Origin of the sequence: Streptomyces beijiangensis (assembly GCF_017315755.1) — a bacterium.
Taxonomy (GTDB): domain Bacteria; phylum Actinomycetota; class Actinomycetes; order Streptomycetales; family Streptomycetaceae; genus Streptomyces; species Streptomyces beijiangensis.
The window spans coordinates 1-17,956 of sequence record NZ_JAFLRJ010000013.1 but is presented as its reverse complement, the minus strand read 5'-3'; the positions used below and the strand labels follow the sequence as shown (position 1 = coordinate 17,956).

Below are 17,956 nucleotides of genomic sequence, written 5' to 3'. Positions count from 1 at the left end.
AACCGGGCGCTCGGGGGCCTGCGCAGACTGGCCGGGATGGCCGCGACCCTCCTGGTCACCTCGTTCCTGGTGTTCTCCTCGCTGTACCTGGCGCCCGGCGACCCGGCGAGCTTCCTGGTGCGCGGCCGCAGCGCGGGGCCGGCCGAACTCGCCCAGATCCGGCGGCAGTACGGCTTCGACCAGCCCTTCTTCGTCCGGTACGGGCACTGGCTCGACGGCGTCCTGCACGGTGACTTCGGCCGGTCGTACATCTTCCACCAGGACGTCAGCTCCGTCATCGCCTCCCGCCTTCCGGCCACCCTGCTCCTGGTCGGGATCTCGGCGCTGATGATCGCGGTGGTGGGCGTCGCGGCCGGCATGGTGGGCGCGCTGCGGCGCGGCACCCGTACCGACTCTGCGCTCATGCTCCTTGTGACGGTGGGGGCCGCCGCCCCCGCCTTTGTCGCGGCCCTGCTGCTGCGGTCGGTGTTCGGGGTGAAGCTCGGCTGGTTCCCCACCATCGGCAACGGCACCGGCGTACTCGACCGGCTGCACCACGTCGTGCTGCCCGCCCTCGCCCTGTCCGTGACCTTCATGGCACTGGTGACCCGGGTGACGCGTACGTCGATGCTCGACGAACTCCGTCGCGAACACGTCGAAGTCGCGCTCAGCCGCGGCACACCGCGCCGCACCGTGATCCGCCGTCATGTCCTGCGCAACGCGCTCGGACCGATCGTCACGGTGTCGGCTCTGCTCATCTCCGGGATGCTGGTGAGCACCTCCATCGTGGAGACCGCGTTCGGGATGTCGGGCATCGGATCGCTGCTCGTCCAGTCGGTCAACCAGCTGGACTTCCAGGTGGTGCAGGCGATCGTGCTGCTCGTGGTGGCCGCGTTCGTCGTGGTCAACGCCCTGGTGGACCTGGTGCATCCGCTGATCGACCCGCGGGTCGCGGCAGCGGGGAGCGCACGATGAGCGCACAGATCGCGGGGCTGACCGCTGCCCCCGGCGCCCGGCTGAGGGCACTGGGCGGCGACTGGCTGCAACGCCTGTGCCTGCTGTTCCTGGTGGTGTTCGTGCTCGTCGCGGCGTTCGCGCCCTGGCTGGCGCCGCAGGACCCGACCTTCGGGGACCTCGGCGCGGGGCTCGTGGGACCGGGCGCCGGGCACTTGCTGGGCACCGACCAGGGCGGGCACGACACCTTCTCGGCGCTGCTCGAAGGGTCCCGCACCAGCCTCGTCGGGCCGCTCGCGGTGGTGCTGTTCTCCACGGCCACGGGCATCGCCGTCGGCCTGTTCAGCGCTTGGCGTGGCGGCTGGACCGACACCGTGCTCGGCCGGCTGCTCGACGTCCTGTTCGCCTTCCCCGCACTGCTCGTCGCGATCCTCGCGGTGGCGGTCTTCGGGAAGGGCATGACGGCGCCGGTGATCGCCATGTCCATCGCGTACATGCCGTACACCGCCCGTCTGGTACGCGGCCTCGCCCTCCAGGAGCAGGCCAGGCCGTACGTCGCCGCCTACCAAGTCCAGGGCCACTCGGGTCTGTTCATCGCCGTCCGCAGGCTGCTCCCGAACATCGGCCCGACCGTGCTCGCACAGTCCACGGTCAACTTCGGTTACGCGCTCCTCGACCTCGCCGCCCTGTCCTTCCTGGGGCTCGGCGTACAGCCGCCGACACCCGACTGGGGCGCGATGATCAACCAGAGCCAGGACGCCGTACTGCAGGGACAGCCGCTGTCCGCGATCGTGCCCGCGGTCGCCGTCGTGCTGGTCGTCGTCGCCTTCAACGTCGTCGGGGAGAACCTCGGCGACCGGCTCGCGGGGAGGGACTCCTGATGGCACTGCTCGAGTACGAGGCCCTGAGCATCTCCCTTCCCGGGACGGCCAGGCCGGTCCTCGACGGGATCGACCTGACCGTCCGCGCGGGCGAAGTCGTCGCCCTGGTAGGCGAGTCGGGCTCGGGGAAGTCCGTCACGGCGCGGGCCGCCCTGGGCCTCTTCCCTGCGGGCGCCACGGTCGGGGGGCGGGTCCGGGTCGAGGGGACCGACCTGGTCGGCGCCGACGCCGCGGAGCTGCGTACCGTACGCACCGGCACGGCATCGATGATCTTCCAGGACCCCCGGGCGGGCATCAACCCGGTGCGCCGCATCGGGGATTTCCTCACCGAGCCGCTGCGCCTGGTCCACCGCTGGTCCCGGGAGCGCGCGAACGCCCGGGCGCTCGAACTGCTCGCCGCGGTGGGCCTGCCGGACCCCGTACGGCATCTGCGCCAGTTCCCGCACGAGCTCTCCGGCGGCATGCTCCAGCGCGTCATGATCGCCGGCGCGCTCACCGTCGAACCCCGGCTGCTGCTGTGCGACGAACCGACCACCGCCCTCGACGTCTCCACGCAGGCCGAGATCATGGCCGTCCTGGGACGGCTGCAGCGCGAACGCGACCTGGGACTGCTCCTGATCACCCACGACATCGATCTCGCGGCCGCCGCCTGCGACCGGATCTACGTCATGTACGCGGGCCGGATCGTCGAGACCGCGACCACGGCCGAGCTCTTCGCGGCCCCCCGCCACCCCTACACCGCGGGCCTGCTCGGCTCGACCCCGCCGCTGACAGCGCCGGAAGGACCGCCCGCCCGCCTCATCCCGATCCCCGGCGCCCCGATGGGCCTGCTGGACTCGGCGCCCGGCTGTGCTTTCGCGGCCCGCTGCCGCTTCGCCGCACCCGGGCTCTGCGACCAGTCGCCGCCACCCCTCGAACTCCACGGCACGGCCCTGGTCGCCTGCCACCGCGCCGATGAACTCGTCGACGCACAGCCGAACACCCTGATGAGGGAGGACAGTTGACCACCCCTGGCGCCCCTGAGGCGCGCACCCTGCTCCAGGTGAGCGGACTGCGCAAGACCTACCGGAGCGGAGCGTCGGAGCTCGTCGCGGTCGACGACCTGTCGTTCACCCTCACGGCCGGCGGTGCACTCGGCATCGTCGGGGAGTCCGGCTCGGGCAAGACCACCACGGCCCGGATGCTGATCGGCCTGGAGCGACCCGACGCGGGACAGATCCTGGTGCAGGGCGAGCCGCTGGCCGCGACCGTACGCGGAAAGGCGGCCCGTCTCGCGCGGGCCAAGGCGGTCCAGATCGTCTTCCAGGACCCGTACCTCTCGCTCGACGGACGGATCAGCATCGGCGCGACCCTCGACGGGGTCCTGCGCCTGCACGGGCACCGCGACCCGGCGGCCAGGGCCGCCCGGTCGCGGGAGCTCCTCGCCCAGGTCGGCCTCGGCGAGCGCGAGTCGGCCTCGCTGCCCCGCAAGCTCTCCGGCGGTCAGCGTCAACGCGCCGCCATAGCAAGGGCGTTGGCGGTGGAGCCCGCCGTACTCGTACTCGACGAAGCGGTGTCGGCGCTGGATGTTTCGGTGCAGGCCCAGGTGCTCAACCTGCTGACGGACATCCGCCGCTCCACCGGCATCGGCCTGGTCTTCGTCAGTCACGACCTGGCCGTCGTCCGGTACGTCTGCGACGAGGCGCTCGTCCTGTACCGGGGCCGGACCATGGAACACCGTCCCGTCGCCGACCTCCTCAACAGTCCCGGACACCCCTACACCCAGCTCCTGCTGGCGTCCGTACCCCGGCCGGGCTGGGACCCCGACTCGATCAGCTCCCGGCGCCGGGAGCTCGCTGGGCCGCGCTAGACGGACGCGTCGCCTGATCCGTCGCCCGATCCGCCGGAGGTGTTCGGGGCCGGCGGTGTGGTGTCGAGCCCGAGCACCTTCCGTACGTCGAGGCCCATGCCCGCCCCGAGCACCTTGTCCGCCTCGTCCAACTCCGCCCAGAACGCGTCCTCGTCGGTCGCGTCGGCCGCCTTCACCCAGTGCGTCCTGGCCGCCTGGATGTCCCGTGTCAGCGCGGCGACCGGCGCGTCGGCCTGCGCGTTCCATGAGGACGACCGCAGCCCCTCGCCCTCCCTGAACAGGATCGACGCCACGTCCCTCGCCCAGGCCTTGTTGGCCGGGAGGTCCTCGTCGGCGTCCTCGTCCGGGCTCTGCCACAGCGCGCGGTCGATCGAGTCCGCCGCGGTGAGGAAGGTCACCTGGTCCTCGTCCAGGCTCCTGGCGTCGTTGCGCAGCGAGCCGTGGAACGTGCCGTCCTCGATGACGTACGCGCAGCTGACCGTGCGGTCACCGTGCCGCCAGCTGCTCGCGGTCGGCGGGTAGTAGAACATCTCCGCCCCATCGGGAACGGCCCAGATGTCCATGGCGTACGCGTCGTTCACCACCCAGCACTGCTTCTCCGCCTCCACCGCGATGGCAGCTTTGCCAGGGAATGTGGCGGTATCGGCGACCTTGAACTCACCGGTCACCTCGCCGTCGTGCGATCCCGCGCACGACACGTCACGGAAGCGCCCCGACGTGGACTTCCCCACACCGCCGGGGACGTCGAAGCAGTCCCCCGGGACGAGTCCGGACGTGGACCCGGCCGAAGCGATGCCGCCCTTCAGCCCGCCCAGGATCTCGCCGGACGCGCCGGCGATCACCAGCAGCAGTGCCAGGCCTGTGGAGAGCGAGGAGAGGACAACGCCCGCGACGGCCAGTCCCTTGCCCCCCTCGCCGCGCTTCTTGATCTGTACGAGGGCCACGATGCCCAGGACCAGGCCGAGGGGAGGCAGCACACACACGATGCCGAGGACGAGCGAGGCGATGGCCAGGCCATTGATCGCGGGCCGCTTGGGGGCGTAGGGGTACGGATACGGTCCGTAATAGGGCTGCGACGGGGGTATGTCCACGGGTTACCGTGCTCCTGCTTCTTGGTCATCGAACGGCCGCACGAATCTTATGCGGCAGGGGTGGGGACGGCATGGGTGTTTCGACGGCGGCCGCGATCGGCGCGACCCGGCCGGACCCGGCGGACCCGGATGCCCCTGAACGCCGGAGTGCGGCCCGGTACGTGTGGTGGCTGGTGATCGCCCAGTGGCGGCGGACCTCCCTCGCCGTGGTGCTCGGCAGCACCTGGATGGTCGGGCTCGCCCTGCCGCCGTATCTCCTCTCGCGCGCCATCGACGACGGCCTGCAGAAAGGGAACATGCGAACCCTGGCCGGGTGGACCGCCGCCCTGTTCGCCGTCGGCCTGGTGAGCGCCTGGCTGAGCATCATGCGGCACCGGACCATGACCCGGGCGCGGATGGACGCGCAGTACAGGACCGTGCGGGCGGTGGTGCGCCAGACCGTGCGGCTGGGGGCCGTCCTGCGGCGGCGCGTCTCGGCGGGGGAAGTGGTCACGATCGGGATCCGCGATGTGCAGACCGTGGCCAACATCATGACCATCACAGGACCCGGAGTCGGCGCCGTCGTCGCGTACATCGTGGTCGCCGGACTGCTGCTCTCGGTGTCGGTGCTCCTCGCCGTGGTCGTGCTGGTGGGGGTGCCGGTGCTCGCGGTGCTTGTGGGGCCGCTGATGGGGCGGCTGCAAGGGGCCGAGTCCGCGTACCGCGAGAAGGAGGGGCGGCTGTCGGGGCGATTCGTCGACATGGCGGGAGGCCTGCGGGTGCTCAGCGGCCTCGGCGGGAAAGAGGTGTACCTGCGCCGCTACCGGCTGGGTTCGCAGGCCCTGCGGGCCGAGGGCTACCGCGTCGGCGCGGTGCTCAGCTGGATCCAGGCCCTCGCCGTCGGACTGCCCGCGCTCTTCCTCGCCGCCGTGACCTGGCTCGCCGCCCGCCTGGCCGCCGAAGACACCATCACCGTCGGGCAGTTGACCGCCATCTACGGGTACGTGGCCGTGCTGGTCATCCCCGTCACCTTCTTCATCGAGGGTGGGTACGACCTCACCCGCGGGCTGGTGGCGGCACGCCGCATCGTCCGGTTCCTGCAGATGGAGCCCGCCCCCGCGGACGGTGCGGCGCAGGGGCCGCCCGCTCATTCCGTACTGCACGATCCGGCGTCCGGTGTGCGCGTCGCACCCCATGAACTGACCGCGCTGGCCGGCGCAGTACCCGGTGCATCGGCCGCGGTGGTCGACCGGCTCGGACGCTTCGGCGATACGGACGCGACCTGGGGCGGGCTGCGCATCGACACGGTGGCGCAGACCGAGGTCCGGACGCGGATCGTGGTGGCGGACAACGAGGCGCACCTCTTCTCCGGGCCGCTGCGCGAGGTCGTCGGCGGGCACGCCCCGCGCGACGAGGACGCCATGGAACGGGCGCTGCACGCGGCACTGGCCGAGGACATCGTGCAGGGGCTGCCCGAGGGGCTCGACTCCGGCGTCGACGCGCAGGGGCTCAACCTCTCCGGCGGGCAGCGGCAGCGCGTCCGGCTGGTGCGGGCGCTGCTCGCCGACCCCGAGGTGCTGCTCGCCGTCGAGCCGACCTCGGCCGTCGACGCGCACACCGAGGCGGCGGTCGCGGTCCGGCTGCGGACCGCGCGCGCCGGGCGCACGGCGCTGGTGACGAGCACGTCGCCGCTGCTCCTCGACCAGGCGCACACCGTGTACTACCTGGTGGCGGGACGGGTGGCAGCCGCCGGCAGCCACCGCGAACTGCTGGCGGGCGAACCCGGCTACCGGGCGCTCGTCTCGCGGGGCGCGGAAGAAGACGCGGAAGAAGACGCGGAAGAAGACGCGGAAGAAGTCGCAGAAGAAGACGCGGAAGAAGCGGATGTACGGGAGGCGACCCGATGAGCGCCCTGCCGGTCGCCTCCGCGCGCACAGTGCGCCGGGCCGCGTACGACCTGATCCGCATCGACCGGCGCGCCTTCGCCGCCGTCCTCGCACTCAACTCGGCCGCCGCCGCTGCCGGTCTTGTCGCCCCGTGGCTGCTGGGCCGGATCATCGACACCATCAGGTCGGGCGGCACCGGCGCCCACGCGCTCTCCGAGGTGGACCGGCTTGCGGCGGTCGCCGTCGTCTTCGCGCTGGTCCAGACGCTCCTCGCGCGGTACGCCCGCTATCTCGCCCACCGCTTCGGCGAGCGGACCTCGGCGCGGGTGCGCGAGCGCTACACCGACCGGGCGCTCGCCCTGCCCGCCGCCGTCGTGGAGCGCGCGGGCACCGGCGATCTCACGACGCGCGGCACGAGCGACGTGACCGCCGTCGGCACGACGATGCGCGACGCCGCCCCCGATGTCTTCGTCGCGGCCATCCAGGCGCTCTTCATCCTGGCCGCCGTCCTGTTCATCGACCCGCTGCTCGGCATGTGCGGACTGGTGGGTCTGGTCGGGGTCGGGTGCGCGGCCCGCTGGTATCTGCGCCGGGCGCGCGCCGCGTATCTCGCCGAGGGTGAGGCCAACTCGGCACTCACGGAGGTGCTGGCCACCACCGCGGCCGGGGCGCGCACGGTCGAGGCGCTGAGCCTCCAGGAGCGGCGGATCGCCGCGTGCGAGGCGGCGGTGGAGCGCCACAGGCGCACCCGGCACCGGACCCTGGCCCTGCGCAGTGTGCTCTTCCCCGCGCTGGACGTGTCGTACGTCGTCCCCGTGGTGGGTGTCCTGCTGCTCGGTGGCGTACTGCACCAGCACGGGGTGGTGTCGCTCGGGGCCGTCGTGGCCTCCGCGGTCTATCTCCAGCAGCTGTCGCACCCGCTCAACGCGATCCTCTTCGTGATCGACCAGATGCAGAGCAGCGGGGCGGCGTTCGCGCGCGTGGAAGGGCTGGGCGAGGTGCCCACGGTGGAGCCCGGCTCGTCGGCCGCCCCGGCGGACGATCAGATCGAGGTGGCGGGCGCGCGGTACGCGTACGGCGGCGGGCGCGATGTGCTGCACGGGGTGGATCTGACCGTACGGCCGGGGGAGCGGCTCGCGGTCGTCGGTCCCTCCGGGGCCGGGAAGTCCACGCTGGGGCGGCTGTTGGCGGGCATCGACGCGCCGCGAGAGGGGAGCGTGACGGTCGGCGGGACCCCGGTGGCCGGGCTCGATCCGGAGCAGCTGCGGCGGCAGGTGGTGCTGGTGACGCAGGAGCACCACGTCTTCCTCGGCACCGTACGGGACAACCTGGTGATCGCCGCCCCGGACGCGGGCGACGAGAAGCTGCGGGCGGCGCTCGCGGCCGTCGGCGCGGAGTGGGCGGACGACCTGGACGCCGAGCTCGGCGGCCCCGGCGGCAGACACCTCGACGGCGCGCAGGCGCAGCAACTTGCGCTCGCCCGCGTCGTGTTGGCGGACCCGCACACGCTGATACTCGACGAGGCGACCGCGCTCCTCGACCCGACGACGGCACGGCACACGGAGCGTGCGCTGGCCGCCGTACTGGAAGGACGTACGGTCATCGCCATCGCGCACCGGCTGCACACCGCGCACGACGCGGACCGGGTGGCGGTGATGGCGGACGGGCGGATCGCGGAGCTGGGCACGCACGACGAGCTGGTGGCCGACGGGGGAGCGTACGCGGCGCTCTGGGAGTCGTGGCACGGCGCCTGACCTGCGGCGGCAACCCTAGGCTGCGGGGTATGACGACGACGCCCCGCTATCGCTGCCCTGTCGATTCCGAGACCGTCGCGGTGGACGCGTCCGCGCCCTGGTGCTGCCCACGGTGCGGCGGCCCGTGGGACCTGGAGTGGGCGACGGCCCCCGTACCCCTCAACTCCCTCCGCACGCGCGTCAATTCGCTCTGGCGGTACGAAGAAGCCCTCCCGCTCTCCGCCCCCACCGTCTCGCTCGGCGAGGGCCGCACCCCGCTCGTCGCGCTCACCGCCACGGTCTCCGCCAAGCTCGACTTCCTGATGCCCACGCTCTCCTTCAAGGACCGGGGCGCGGTGATGCTCGCCGAACTGGCCCGCCGCCTGGCCCCGCGGCGAGTGATCGCCGACAGCAGTGGCAACGCGGGCACGGCGGTCGCCGCGTACTGCGCGCGGGCAGGCCTGCCCTGCTCGGTGTACGTACCCGGAGCGACGTCCCCGAAGAAGATCGAGCAGATCAGGGCGCACGGCGCCGACCTCGAACTGGTCGAAGGCGACCGTGAGGCCACGGCGCGGGCGGCCCGCAAGGCGGCGGACCGCCCCGGCGTCTTCTACGCCTCGCACGTCCACAACCCGTACTTCCTGCACGGCACCAAGACGTACGTCTACGAGCTGTGGGAGGAGCACGGCGGCTCCCTTCCCGAGGTGATCGTGGTCCCGGTCGGCAACGGCACGCTGCTCCTCGGAGCATCCCTGGCGATCGAGGAGCTGTACGCACACGGCCTGATCCCCGAACGCCCGGCGCTGTACGCGGTCCAGGCGGCGGCGGTGTCGCCCCTCGCGGCGGCGTTCCACGCGGGCGCGGCCGACCTGCTGCCCGAGACGCCGACGGCACCCACCCTGGCGGAGGGCATCGCGATCCCGAGGCCGCCGCGCGCCCGCCAGATCCTGGCAGCGGTACGGGCGTCGGGCGGCAGCTTCCTGACGGTGACGGAGGATGAGATCAGGGAGGCCCAGCGGGACCTGGCGGCACGCGGCCTGTTCGTGGAGTCGACAGGCGTGGCGTGCTGGGCGGCGGTCCGGGCAGGTGCCCTGGGCGACCGCACGGCCGTGGTCCCGCTGTGCGGGGCGGGGGCCAAGACGGGAATGGCCCGCTGAAGCCCGTCCGGCGATTGAGGACCGGCGTCGTGGGGGCGGATCCCCCACGACGCCGCCCGGGGCGAACCCCCGGCCCGCCCCGGAAGGGGCTCAGCGTCCGCCGAGTCCCCGGTCCACCGCCGCCGTCAGTTCGCCGTCAGCCGTGTCGCCGTCCATCGACCAGAACATCGCCCCGCCCAGGCCGCGATGGCGCACGTACTCCGCCTTCGTGCGCAGCACCTGCGGGTCGTCGTACGTCCACAGCGTCGTCCCGTCGAAGAGCCACGCGCTGCCGCCCTTCCGGTCCCGGTAGAGCTTGTACGTGCCCGAGTCGGCGAGGGTCTTCAGCGCCTTGTAGTCCTCGGTGCCGTTCGCCCAGGTCGCCGGGGCCGGTCCTGCCGCGGGCTGGTTCAGGCCGTCTCCGGCGCCCGTGACGCCGGTCCAGCCCTGTCCGTAGAAGGGCATACCGACCACCAGCTTGCGGGCGGGCGCGCCGCGTCGCAGCCAGGAGTCGACCGTGCCGTCGACGCTGAAGTCGTTCTTCGCGTACAGCGCGGACTGCTGGGCCGTCGTGGTCTCGCCGGAGACGTGGAAGTCGTAACCCTGCAGGTTCACGAAGTCGAAGTCCCGCATCACCTTGCGGACTTCGTACCCCGCGTCGATCTTCGCGGGGGCCGTCGGCACGAAGGCGGAGAGGTCGTAGTGGGTGCGCTTGGTGCGGCCGTAGGCGTCCAGCTGCGTACGGAACTCGTGCACCAGTGCCGTCAGGTTCTGCTTGTCCTCGGGGCGGTGCACCGTGCCGGCGTCGGCCTCCGAGCCCGGCCACTCCCAGTCGAGGTCGATCCCGTCGAAGAGCCCGGCCGCGGTGCCCGCTCCGCCGCGTGCCCCGTCCACCGGGAGGTTGCCCTTGATGAAGAGGTCGATGCACGAGGAGACGAACGCCTTGCGGGAGGCGGGGGTGAGCGCCGCGTCCGAGAGGTGGGCCGAGCCGGTCCAGCCGCCCAGGGAGAGGAGCACCTTCAACCCCGGGTGCTTGGCCTTCAGTTCGCGCAGCTGGTTGAAGTTCCCGGCGAGCGGCTGCTCGGCGGTGTCCGCCGTGCCGTCCACGGAGGTCGCCGCGTCGAGCGGTCGGCTGTAGTCCGCCCAGGAGTCGGCGGAGGCGCAGAGACCTGCCGAATTCACGCCCCCGAAGGCGTAGTTGATGTGCGTGAGGTTCGCGGCCTGACCGCTGGTGTCGAGGTCCTTGACCTGGTAGTTCCGTCCGTAGACGCCCCACTGGGTGAAGTAGCCGACACGCTTGTACGAGGCCCTGTGGTCCCCGCCGTGGGCCTGCGCGGCGGGCGACAGGGTGGCGAGCAGGGAGAGGGAGCAGGCGGCAACAGCCGCTCCGAGAAGGGTTCTTCGACGGTTTCGTGGCATGCGCGGAACGTATTGGTCTGGACCAGAGGAGGTCAAGAGCTGCGGAGGATCCATACCCACGAAGAGCCCCTGCGTAAAGGCCTGTCATCACTTCGAGTGAAACTCTGGCCTCCGCTTGCGGTCAACGACCCACGGTTGTCACGCTGTTGCAGTACGTCAACTTTCGGGGAGTGGTCTGTGACATTCGGTGAGCAGCCGGCCTATCTGCGCGTCGCCAGTGACCTCCGGCAGAAGATCGTCGACGGTTCACTGCCACCGCACACGCGCCTGCCCTCCCAGGCCCGCATCCGGGAGGAGTACGGGGTCTCCGACACCGTGGCCCTGGAGGCGCGCAAGGTCCTGATGGCCGAGGGCCTCGTCGAGGGACGCTCCGGATCGGGTACGTACGTACGCGAGCGCCTCGTCCCGCGCCGCATCGCCCGCTCCGGATACCGCCTGGCCGCGGGAGCCACCCCCTTTCGCCAGGAGCAGGCGGAAGAGGGTGCGCGCGGCACCTGGGAGTCCAGCAGTGAGCAGGACGAGGCGAGTGTGGACATCGCGCTGCGCCTCGGGGTGAAGGAGGGCGACCGCGTGATGCGCACGCGGTACGTCTTCAGGGACGCGGGCGAGACGGTGATGCTCTCCACCTCCTTCGAGCCCCTCGCCGTCACCGGGCGCACCCCGGTGATGCTGCCCGAGGAGGGTCCGCTCGGCGGCTGCGGGGTCGTCGAGCGGATGGCGGCCATCGACCTCGTGGTGGACAACGTGGTGGAGGAGGTCGGCGCCCGCCCCGGTCTCGCGGAGGAGCTGATGTCGCTCGGCGGAGTGCCAGGACATGTGGTCCTGGTGATCTCCCGTACGTACTACGCCTCAGGGCGAGCGGTGGAGACCGCGGACATCGTTGTCCCGGCCGACCGGTACCGGATCGCATACCACCTGCCCGTGAAGTGACGGCGGCACGGCCGGGAGAGCACCGCAGTACGGACACTCTGTCCGTGCTGCGTGATCGCGAGTTAACTTCCGGCCGGGTCCCGTAACTCCGGGGCAATCACCGCTTGCAACAAATTGTCATGTCCGGCTCCTACCGTCGCGTCCGAACCCGCACCCCGGACCGACGACGAACGGGAAGCCGCAGATGACGGACACCGCGACGCCCAGCAGCGCCACCACCGCACCGGCCGAAGAGCCGCCCACCAAACGCAGTTACGCCAAGCTCGCCGCCGACGAGAGCCGCGAGGACTACTCGCTCCGCTATGCGCCGCACTCCTTCAGGCGCTGGTCCCCGACGATGGTCGCCTCCACCGCGCTCGGCGGCATCGCCTATCTCGCGGACTTCGCGATCGGCGCCTCGATCGTCTTCACGTACGGCTTCACCAGCGGTCTCGCCTCGATCCTCTGTGCCGCGACGATCATCTTCCTCACCGGGATACCGATCGCCCGCGCCTGCGCCAAGTACGGCGTCGACATGGACCTGCTCACCCGCGGCGCCGGCTTCGGCTACTTCGGCTCCACCCTCACCTCGCTCATCTACGCGTCCTTCACCTTCATCTTCTTCGCCCTCGAAGGCTCGATCATGGCGCAGGCCATGCACCAGGCCGTCGGACTCCCGGTCCAGCTCGGGTACTTGATCACCACGCTGATCGTGATCCCCATCGTCTTCCGCGGTATGGGCGCGCTCGCCAAGGTGCAGGCCTGGACCCAGCCCATCTGGCTGATCGGCATGGTCCTGCCCTTCCTGGTCATCGCCTTCCACTCGCCCGACACCTTCTCCGCCTTCACCTCCTTCGGCGGCACGGAGGGCGCGGGATCGGGCTTCAACTGGATCGGCTTCGGGCTCGGTACGGGCGTCGCGCTCTCCCTCATCGCCCAGATCGGCGAGCAGGCCGACTACCTCCGCTTCATGCCCGCCAAGACCGAGAGCAACAAGCGCAAATGGAACCTGGCGGTGCTCGCCGCGGGACCGGGCTGGGTGATCATCGGCGCGGCCAAGCAGCTGGGCGGCGCACTGCTCGCCTTCGCCGCGCTCGAAGCCGTGGGCAAGACCCACGCGCTGGAGCCGATCGCCCCGCAGATCGAAGCCCTCAAGCCCTGGCTGGGCTCCTTCGGGCTCCCGGCCGCCGCGATCTTCGTCATCGTCTCGCAGGTCAAGATCAACGTGACCAACGCCTACAGCGGCTCGCTCTCCTGGTCGAACTTCTTCTCCCGCCTCACGCACAAGCACCCGGGCCGGGTCTGGTACATCTTCCTCAACCTCGCCATCGCGCTGACGCTGATGGAGATGAACATGTTCGCGGCCCTCAACAAGCTGCTCGGCTTCTACTCCAACGTCGGCATCGCCTGGATCGCGGCCGTCGCGGCCGATCTGGTCATCAACAAGCGGGCGGGCTGGAGCCCCAAGTACATCGAATTCAAGCGGGCTTACCTCTACGCCGTGAACCCGGCGGGATTCGGCGCGATGGTCATCGCGTCGACCGTCTCGATCATCGCCTTCTTCGGGGTCTTCGGCGAGTACCCCGAGGCCTTCTCCACCTTCATCGCCGCAGGTCTGGCCGTCACGCTCTGCCCGCTGATCGCCTGGGCGACCAAGGGCAAGTACTACCTGGCCCGGCCCAACCCGGTGAACGGTCCTGACGTGGAGGTCGATGACATCACCGCGACCCACACCTGCACGGTCTGCGACACCGACTACGAGCTCCCCGACGTCGCCGACTGCCCCGTCCAGTCAGGTCCGATCTGCTCGCTCTGCTGCTCACTGGACGCGACCTGCGGCGATGTCTGCCGTACGGATCCGTCCGCGGGTCCGGTGCTGATGCCGGTGCCGACGATTCCGGTACGCACGGCCTGAGCGGCCCCATGGCCGGATGCGTACCTCATTGTGAAAAGACGTATCCGCTCAGTAAAGGTCAGGCGTACGCTCGGGCATATGCGTAGTGAGGTTTCCTGGGGATCATTACTGACCTGCACTCCGGTGGACAGGGGCGCTCGATGAACGACAGTGACGTCCTTCTGCCCTGGCTGGTGATACGGCAGGACGACAACGGCAATCGCTACCGCGTCGGCCGTTACGCGACCAAGACCGAGGCCGACAAGATCGTGGGCGAACTCGACGGCCGGGGCCACAAGCAGCTGTACTCGGTCGAGCGCATCGGCCAGACCACGCACTAGCACTCCGTGCCCAGCACTTCAGTAGGCTCCGTCCATGACTGATCGCGTCGTCGTGGGCGGAGCTCTTTTCGACCGGGGGCGGCTACTGGCCGCGCGCCGTAGTGCGCCCCCCGAGCTGGCCGGCGGCTGGGAGCTGCCCGGCGGGAAAGTGGAGCCGGGAGAGAGCCCCGAGCAGGCGCTCGTGAGGGAACTGCGCGAGGAGCTCGGCATCGAGTCCGAGCTCCTGGAGCGCATCCCCGGCACCTGGCCGCTCAAGCCGGGTTACGTACTCCAGGTGTGGACCGCACGGCTGCTGGCCGGGGAACCGCAGCCCCTGGAGGACCACGACGAGCTGCGCTGGCTCGCCCCGCACGAGATCGACTCCGTGGACTGGCTGGAGCTGGACAGGCCCGCCGTACGGGAGGCCGCGCGGAGGCTCGCGGCGGGGGCGCACGACTGACGTAATGCGCTGTTCGTGACACTGTGCGCCATATGGCCCGATACCTTGGCGTCAATATCGGGTATCTGCTGATTAACCCCCTGAAATTGGACGCAGGTCCATTGCTGGTCTTGGGAAGTGGTCGGCGTGATCGACACCGGAGGCGACTGCGCCGAGTGGACCTTTCCTGCTGAGCCTGATGCCGTACGCGTCGCACGCCATGCGGTGGGCGACGCCCTGGGCGAATGGGGACTCTTTCCGGCCTTCGGCGATGTCGCGGTACTGCTGGTGAGCGAGCTGGTCACCAATGCGCTGCGGTACGCGTCGGGCCCGATCGGAGTGCGTCTCGTACGGCTGGATCAAGGCGATCTCCTGGTGGAAGTCTCCGATCCGCTTCCGGATCCGCCCCGCGAACGCACCTCCGGACCCGAGGACGAAGGAGGCCGGGGACTGCAGCTGGTGGCCTGTTCGGCACAGCGCTGGGGGACCCGCTGCGGCAGAACGGGCAAGACGGTGTGGTTCGAGCTGGCCCAGCCTGGTTAGTAGACGGGTGGGATGAGTGCGGATCACGGCGCAGGGCTGTCCGAAAGGGACTGAGACCGTGCTGTGATCGTGAACACCGTGCCTGCCGGGGCCGTAGTGCTGAATACTGCGGTCCAAGGCCGGTCCGGTGTGCTTGAGCTGGAGGGGACGGTCGCGTGAGCGAGATACCTGGGACTACTGGGACGCCGGACACGGCGGGCGACGTCGTGTGGCAGAGCAGCCCGCCCGGCTCGATCTACGACTACATCAGAGTCGCCTCCTTCTCGATCGGGGCAGACGGACTGGTGGAGCAGTGGAGCCGCCGGGCCGAGGAGCTCTTCGGCGTGGCCGCGCGCGATGCCGTAGGCAAGGACCCGGTGGATGCCTTCATGCCCGCCGAGCTGCACGGACGCGGGCGCGGCAGGGTCGCGGAGATCCTCGACGGCAAGGAGTGGACGGGCCTCGTCCCGTTCCGGATGCCGGGCGAGGAGCACGCGCACGGCATCGCCGAGCTGTACGTCATGCCGAGCGAGACGCCCAGTGGGCAGCGCGGCGCCGTATGCATCGTCGTGGACGTCCGGGTGCTCCGGCAGATCGAGACCGACCTCGCCTCCTCGCAGGCGATTTTCGGCCAATCTCCCTTTGGCTTCCTGCTGTTCGGTACGGACCTCACGGTGCAGCGCGCCAACAAGCGCTTCGCCGCGCTCTTCGGCGGCGACGTCGACGCGCACCGAGGCCGTACCGTCCACGACTATCTCGCGCCCGCCGAGGCCGAGCGGATGACCGCCGCACTGCGGCGCGTGCTGGATACGGGCGAGTCCGTCACCGACCTCCAGGTGGTGGGTACGGCCCCCGGATCCGCCGACCGCAGACACTGGTCGGTCAACCTCTACCGCGTGCACAGCGGGGCCGGCCGTCCCATCGGGGTCGCCGGACTCGGTACGGACGTTACCCGCCGCCATGTCGCGGCGCGCGAAGCCGCCAATGCGCGGCGCAACCTCGCCCTGCTGAACGAGGCGAGCGCCCGCATCGGCAACTCCCTCGACCTGGAGACCACCGCCCGCGAACTCCTCGACGTCGCCGTCCCCGGCTTCTGCGACCTCGCCGCCGTCGACCTGTACCAAGGGCTCCTGGCGGGAGACGAGGCCGGTCCCGGCCACGCCGACGGCTCCGCCGAACTGCGCAGGGTCGCCTTCGCCAGCGCCGTCTCGGACGGTCCGCTGGAGAACGGCAACGGTGACGAGGGCGCGGCGCCCGCGCTCGGTGCCGTACACCGCTATGGGTTCACCTCGCCCTACGCGAAGGCGCTGCGGGAGTCGCAACTGCAGTCCGTGCCCGGTGCGGACGGCAGCCTGGTGCAGTCGACGCTCGCCGTGCCGATGGTCGCGCACGACACGGTGGTGGGGCTGGTGCAGTTCGCCCGCACCAAGGGGAGCGAGCCCTTCGGGGAGCGCGACCGGGCACTCGCGGTGGAGCTGGCCGCGCGCGCCGCCGTCTGTATCGACAACGCCCGGCTCTACCGGCGTGAGCACGAACGCGCCCTGATACTGCAACGGTCGCTGCTGCCGCCCGGCGACCCGGAGGCGGCGGGGCTCACCATCGCCTGCCGCTATCTGCCGGGCAACATGGAGACCGAGGTCGGCGGCGACTGGTTCGACGTCATCGAACTGCCCGGGCACCGTACGGCGCTCGTGGTGGGCGACGTGATGGGGCGCGGGCTGCGGGCGGCCGTCGCGATGGGCGAACTGCGCACGGCGGTAAGGACGCTGGCACTGCTCGACCTGGAACCGGCCGAGGTGCTCTCCGCACTGGACGAGATCGCCCGGGGCCTCGGAGCGCCCGGCGGCACCCAGCAGGCGTCGCGGGCCGCGCACAAGTCGCGGGAGGCGGACCTCTCGGAGGTCTATCTGGCGACGTGCGTGTACGCGGTCTACGACCCGGTCACCCGCCGGTGCACGTTCGCCAACGCGGGGCATCTGCCGCCGCTGGTCGTCGAGCCGGGGGAGGAGCCGCTGCTCCTCGACGTACCGCCGGGCATGCCGCTGGGAGTCGGCGGCGAACCCTTCGAGGAGGTCGAGGTCGAACTCCCCGAGGGCGCGCTGCTCGCGCTCTACACGGACGGGCTCGTGGAGTCCCGCGAACACCCGCTGGACGAGGGCCTGTCACAGCTGCGGCGCGCGCTGGTGAATCCCGTACCGGCGCTGGAGGACGTCTGCGACCACATACTGACCACGCTCGACACCGGACACGGCGAGGACGACATCGCGCTGCTGATGGCCCGCATCCAGGGCCTGCCCGCCGAGGCGGTGGGCGACTGGACGCTGCCGAGGGAGCCGAAGTCGGTGGGCCGGGCGCGGACGCTGGCGCGGCGGCAGCTGGAGAGCTGGGGCCTGGAGTCGCTGGTCGACACGGTGGAACTGCTGGTGAGCGAGCTGGCCACCAATGCGCTGCGGTACGGGGAGGGCGACATCCGGCTGCGGCTGCTGCGGGACCGGACGCTGGTCTGCGAGGTCTGGGACGCGGGGCTGGTGCAGCCGCGGCGGCGCAGGGCGCGGGACACGGACGAGGGAGGCCGGGGGCTGCAGCTCGTGGGTCTGCTGAGCGCGGCCTGGGGGTCGCGGCGTACCCCTCGGGGCAAGACGGTCTGGTTCGAACTGGCGCTGCCGGACGGGGGGCCGGTGGCGGAACTGACGGAGGACCAACTGCTGAGCATGTACTAGGGGGCACGCGACCTCCGGCCGCGTCGTCCTCAATCTCCCCCAAGCTCTCGGCTTCGCTCGAGCAGGGGGGACCCCCTCGACGGGCTTGATAAATCAAGCCCGTCCGGCGATTGAGGACGTCTTTTAAGCCCCTCCGGCGATTGAGGAGCGGGGGTCCCGGGGGCGGAGCCCCCAGGGGAGGAGTCGCGCCTACTCCGCCCCGGACTTGAGCGCGGCCAGCCTCGCCTCGACCTCCGCCCCGTCCC

General features: G+C 71.0%; 15 protein-coding genes. 13 read left to right on the top strand and 2 right to left on the bottom strand.

The genetic code is table 11. From position 1 onward, the window contains the following. The first annotated feature begins 18 nt into the window (after positions 1-18). From J0695_RS01655 to J0695_RS01640, 4 genes are read left to right on the top strand one after another with little or no spacing between them, the layout of a single operon-like run. A complete protein-coding gene (locus tag J0695_RS01655; protein ID WP_277989926.1) occupies positions 19-954 on the top strand; it encodes an ABC transporter permease in 936 nt (311 codons plus the stop codon). Beyond that, positions 951-1,814, top strand: a complete 864-nt coding sequence (locus J0695_RS01650) for an ABC transporter permease (RefSeq protein ID WP_206959379.1) — start codon at positions 951-953, stop codon at positions 1,812-1,814. The genes J0695_RS01655 and J0695_RS01650 overlap by 4 nt, the downstream gene beginning before the upstream one ends. Then, on the top strand, positions 1,814-2,818 hold the full coding sequence (locus J0695_RS01645; protein ID WP_206959378.1) for an ABC transporter ATP-binding protein: 1,005 nt from the start codon (positions 1,814-1,816) through the stop codon (positions 2,816-2,818). Before J0695_RS01650 ends, J0695_RS01645 begins: the two co-directional genes overlap by 1 nt. Then, positions 2,815-3,663 carry an ABC transporter ATP-binding protein gene (locus tag J0695_RS01640; RefSeq protein ID WP_206959377.1) on the top strand — a complete coding sequence of 283 codons (849 nt, stop codon included), beginning with the start codon at positions 2,815-2,817 and terminating at the stop codon, positions 3,661-3,663. The genes J0695_RS01645 and J0695_RS01640 overlap by 4 nt, the downstream gene beginning before the upstream one ends. Here the strand turns inward: J0695_RS01640 and J0695_RS01635 are convergent. Continuing rightward, positions 3,660-4,754 (bottom strand): DUF4190 domain-containing protein, encoded by a 1,095-nt coding sequence (locus J0695_RS01635; protein ID WP_206959376.1) that lies wholly within the window; start codon positions 4,752-4,754, stop codon positions 3,660-3,662. The two genes, J0695_RS01640 and J0695_RS01635, sit on opposite strands and share 4 nt — an antisense overlap. A 71-nt stretch (positions 4,755-4,825) precedes the next feature. Between J0695_RS01635 and J0695_RS01630 the strand changes: the two genes are divergently transcribed. The 3 genes from J0695_RS01630 to J0695_RS01620 are packed head-to-tail and all read left to right on the top strand — an operon-like array spanning position 4,826 to position 9,509. Next, positions 4,826-6,640 (top strand): ABC transporter transmembrane domain-containing protein, encoded by a 1,815-nt coding sequence (locus tag J0695_RS01630; RefSeq protein WP_206959375.1) that lies wholly within the window; start codon positions 4,826-4,828, stop codon positions 6,638-6,640. Next, on the top strand, positions 6,637-8,373 hold the full coding sequence (locus J0695_RS01625) for an ABC transporter ATP-binding protein (protein WP_206959374.1): 1,737 nt from the start codon (positions 6,637-6,639) through the stop codon (positions 8,371-8,373). The genes J0695_RS01630 and J0695_RS01625 overlap by 4 nt, the downstream gene beginning before the upstream one ends. Before the next feature lie 29 nt (positions 8,374-8,402). After that, positions 8,403-9,509, top strand: a complete 1,107-nt coding sequence (locus tag J0695_RS01620) for a pyridoxal-phosphate dependent enzyme (protein WP_206959373.1) — start codon at positions 8,403-8,405, stop codon at positions 9,507-9,509. 90 nt (positions 9,510-9,599) lie between these two features. On the opposite strand, the gene J0695_RS01615 is transcribed toward J0695_RS01620, so the two are convergent. After that, positions 9,600-10,907 carry a glycoside hydrolase family 18 protein gene (locus tag J0695_RS01615; RefSeq protein ID WP_206959372.1) on the bottom strand — a complete coding sequence of 436 codons (1,308 nt, stop codon included), beginning with the start codon at positions 10,905-10,907 and terminating at the stop codon, positions 9,600-9,602. Between the two features lie 177 nt (positions 10,908-11,084). Between J0695_RS01615 and J0695_RS01610 the strand changes: the two genes are divergently transcribed. From J0695_RS01610 to J0695_RS01585, 6 genes are all read left to right on the top strand, one after another. Continuing rightward, complete coding sequence (locus J0695_RS01610; protein WP_206959371.1) at positions 11,085-11,837, top strand: GntR family transcriptional regulator; 753 nt, start codon at positions 11,085-11,087, stop codon at positions 11,835-11,837. A gap of 184 nt (positions 11,838-12,021) precedes the next feature. Then, positions 12,022-13,731, top strand: coding sequence for a purine-cytosine permease family protein (locus J0695_RS01605; RefSeq protein WP_206959369.1), 1,710 nt, complete (start codon positions 12,022-12,024; stop codon positions 13,729-13,731). Positions 13,732-13,871: 140 nt separating this feature from the next. Continuing rightward, a complete protein-coding gene (locus tag J0695_RS01600; RefSeq protein ID WP_206959367.1) occupies positions 13,872-14,051 on the top strand; it encodes an SPOR domain-containing protein in 180 nt (59 codons plus the stop codon). 34 nt (positions 14,052-14,085) lie between these two features. Next, complete coding sequence (locus J0695_RS01595; RefSeq protein ID WP_206959364.1) at positions 14,086-14,490, top strand: (deoxy)nucleoside triphosphate pyrophosphohydrolase; 405 nt, start codon at positions 14,086-14,088, stop codon at positions 14,488-14,490. Positions 14,491-14,607: 117 nt separating this feature from the next. After that, positions 14,608-15,012: an ATP-binding protein gene (locus J0695_RS01590; protein ID WP_206959363.1), complete on the top strand. Its 405-nt coding sequence runs from the start codon at positions 14,608-14,610 to the stop codon at positions 15,010-15,012. A gap of 155 nt (positions 15,013-15,167) precedes the next feature. After that, positions 15,168-17,711 carry a SpoIIE family protein phosphatase gene (locus J0695_RS01585; protein WP_206959362.1) on the top strand — a complete coding sequence of 848 codons (2,544 nt, stop codon included), beginning with the start codon at positions 15,168-15,170 and terminating at the stop codon, positions 17,709-17,711. Positions 17,712-17,956: the final 245 nt, after the last annotated feature.

Bases quoted from the DNA above. Each gene is read 5' to 3' on its own strand.
- J0695_RS01650 (WP_206959379.1), top strand. From the start codon at position 951: ATGAGCGCACAGATCGCGGGGCTGACCGCTGCCCCCGGCGCCCGGCTG.
- J0695_RS01615 (WP_206959372.1), bottom strand. From the start codon at position 10,907: ATGCCACGAAACCGTCGAAGAACCCTTCTCGGAGCGGCTGTTGCCGCC.
- J0695_RS01595 (WP_206959364.1), top strand. From the start codon at position 14,086: ATGACTGATCGCGTCGTCGTGGGCGGAGCTCTTTTCGACCGGGGGCGG.
- J0695_RS01605 (WP_206959369.1), top strand. From the start codon at position 12,022: ATGACGGACACCGCGACGCCCAGCAGCGCCACCACCGCACCGGCCGAA.
- J0695_RS01645 (WP_206959378.1), top strand. From the start codon at position 1,814: ATGGCACTGCTCGAGTACGAGGCCCTGAGCATCTCCCTTCCCGGGACG.
- J0695_RS01630 (WP_206959375.1), top strand. From the start codon at position 4,826: ATGGGTGTTTCGACGGCGGCCGCGATCGGCGCGACCCGGCCGGACCCG.
- J0695_RS01620 (WP_206959373.1), top strand. From the start codon at position 8,403: ATGACGACGACGCCCCGCTATCGCTGCCCTGTCGATTCCGAGACCGTC.
- J0695_RS01625 (WP_206959374.1), top strand. From the start codon at position 6,637: ATGAGCGCCCTGCCGGTCGCCTCCGCGCGCACAGTGCGCCGGGCCGCG.
- J0695_RS01600 (WP_206959367.1), top strand. From the start codon at position 13,872: ATGAACGACAGTGACGTCCTTCTGCCCTGGCTGGTGATACGGCAGGAC.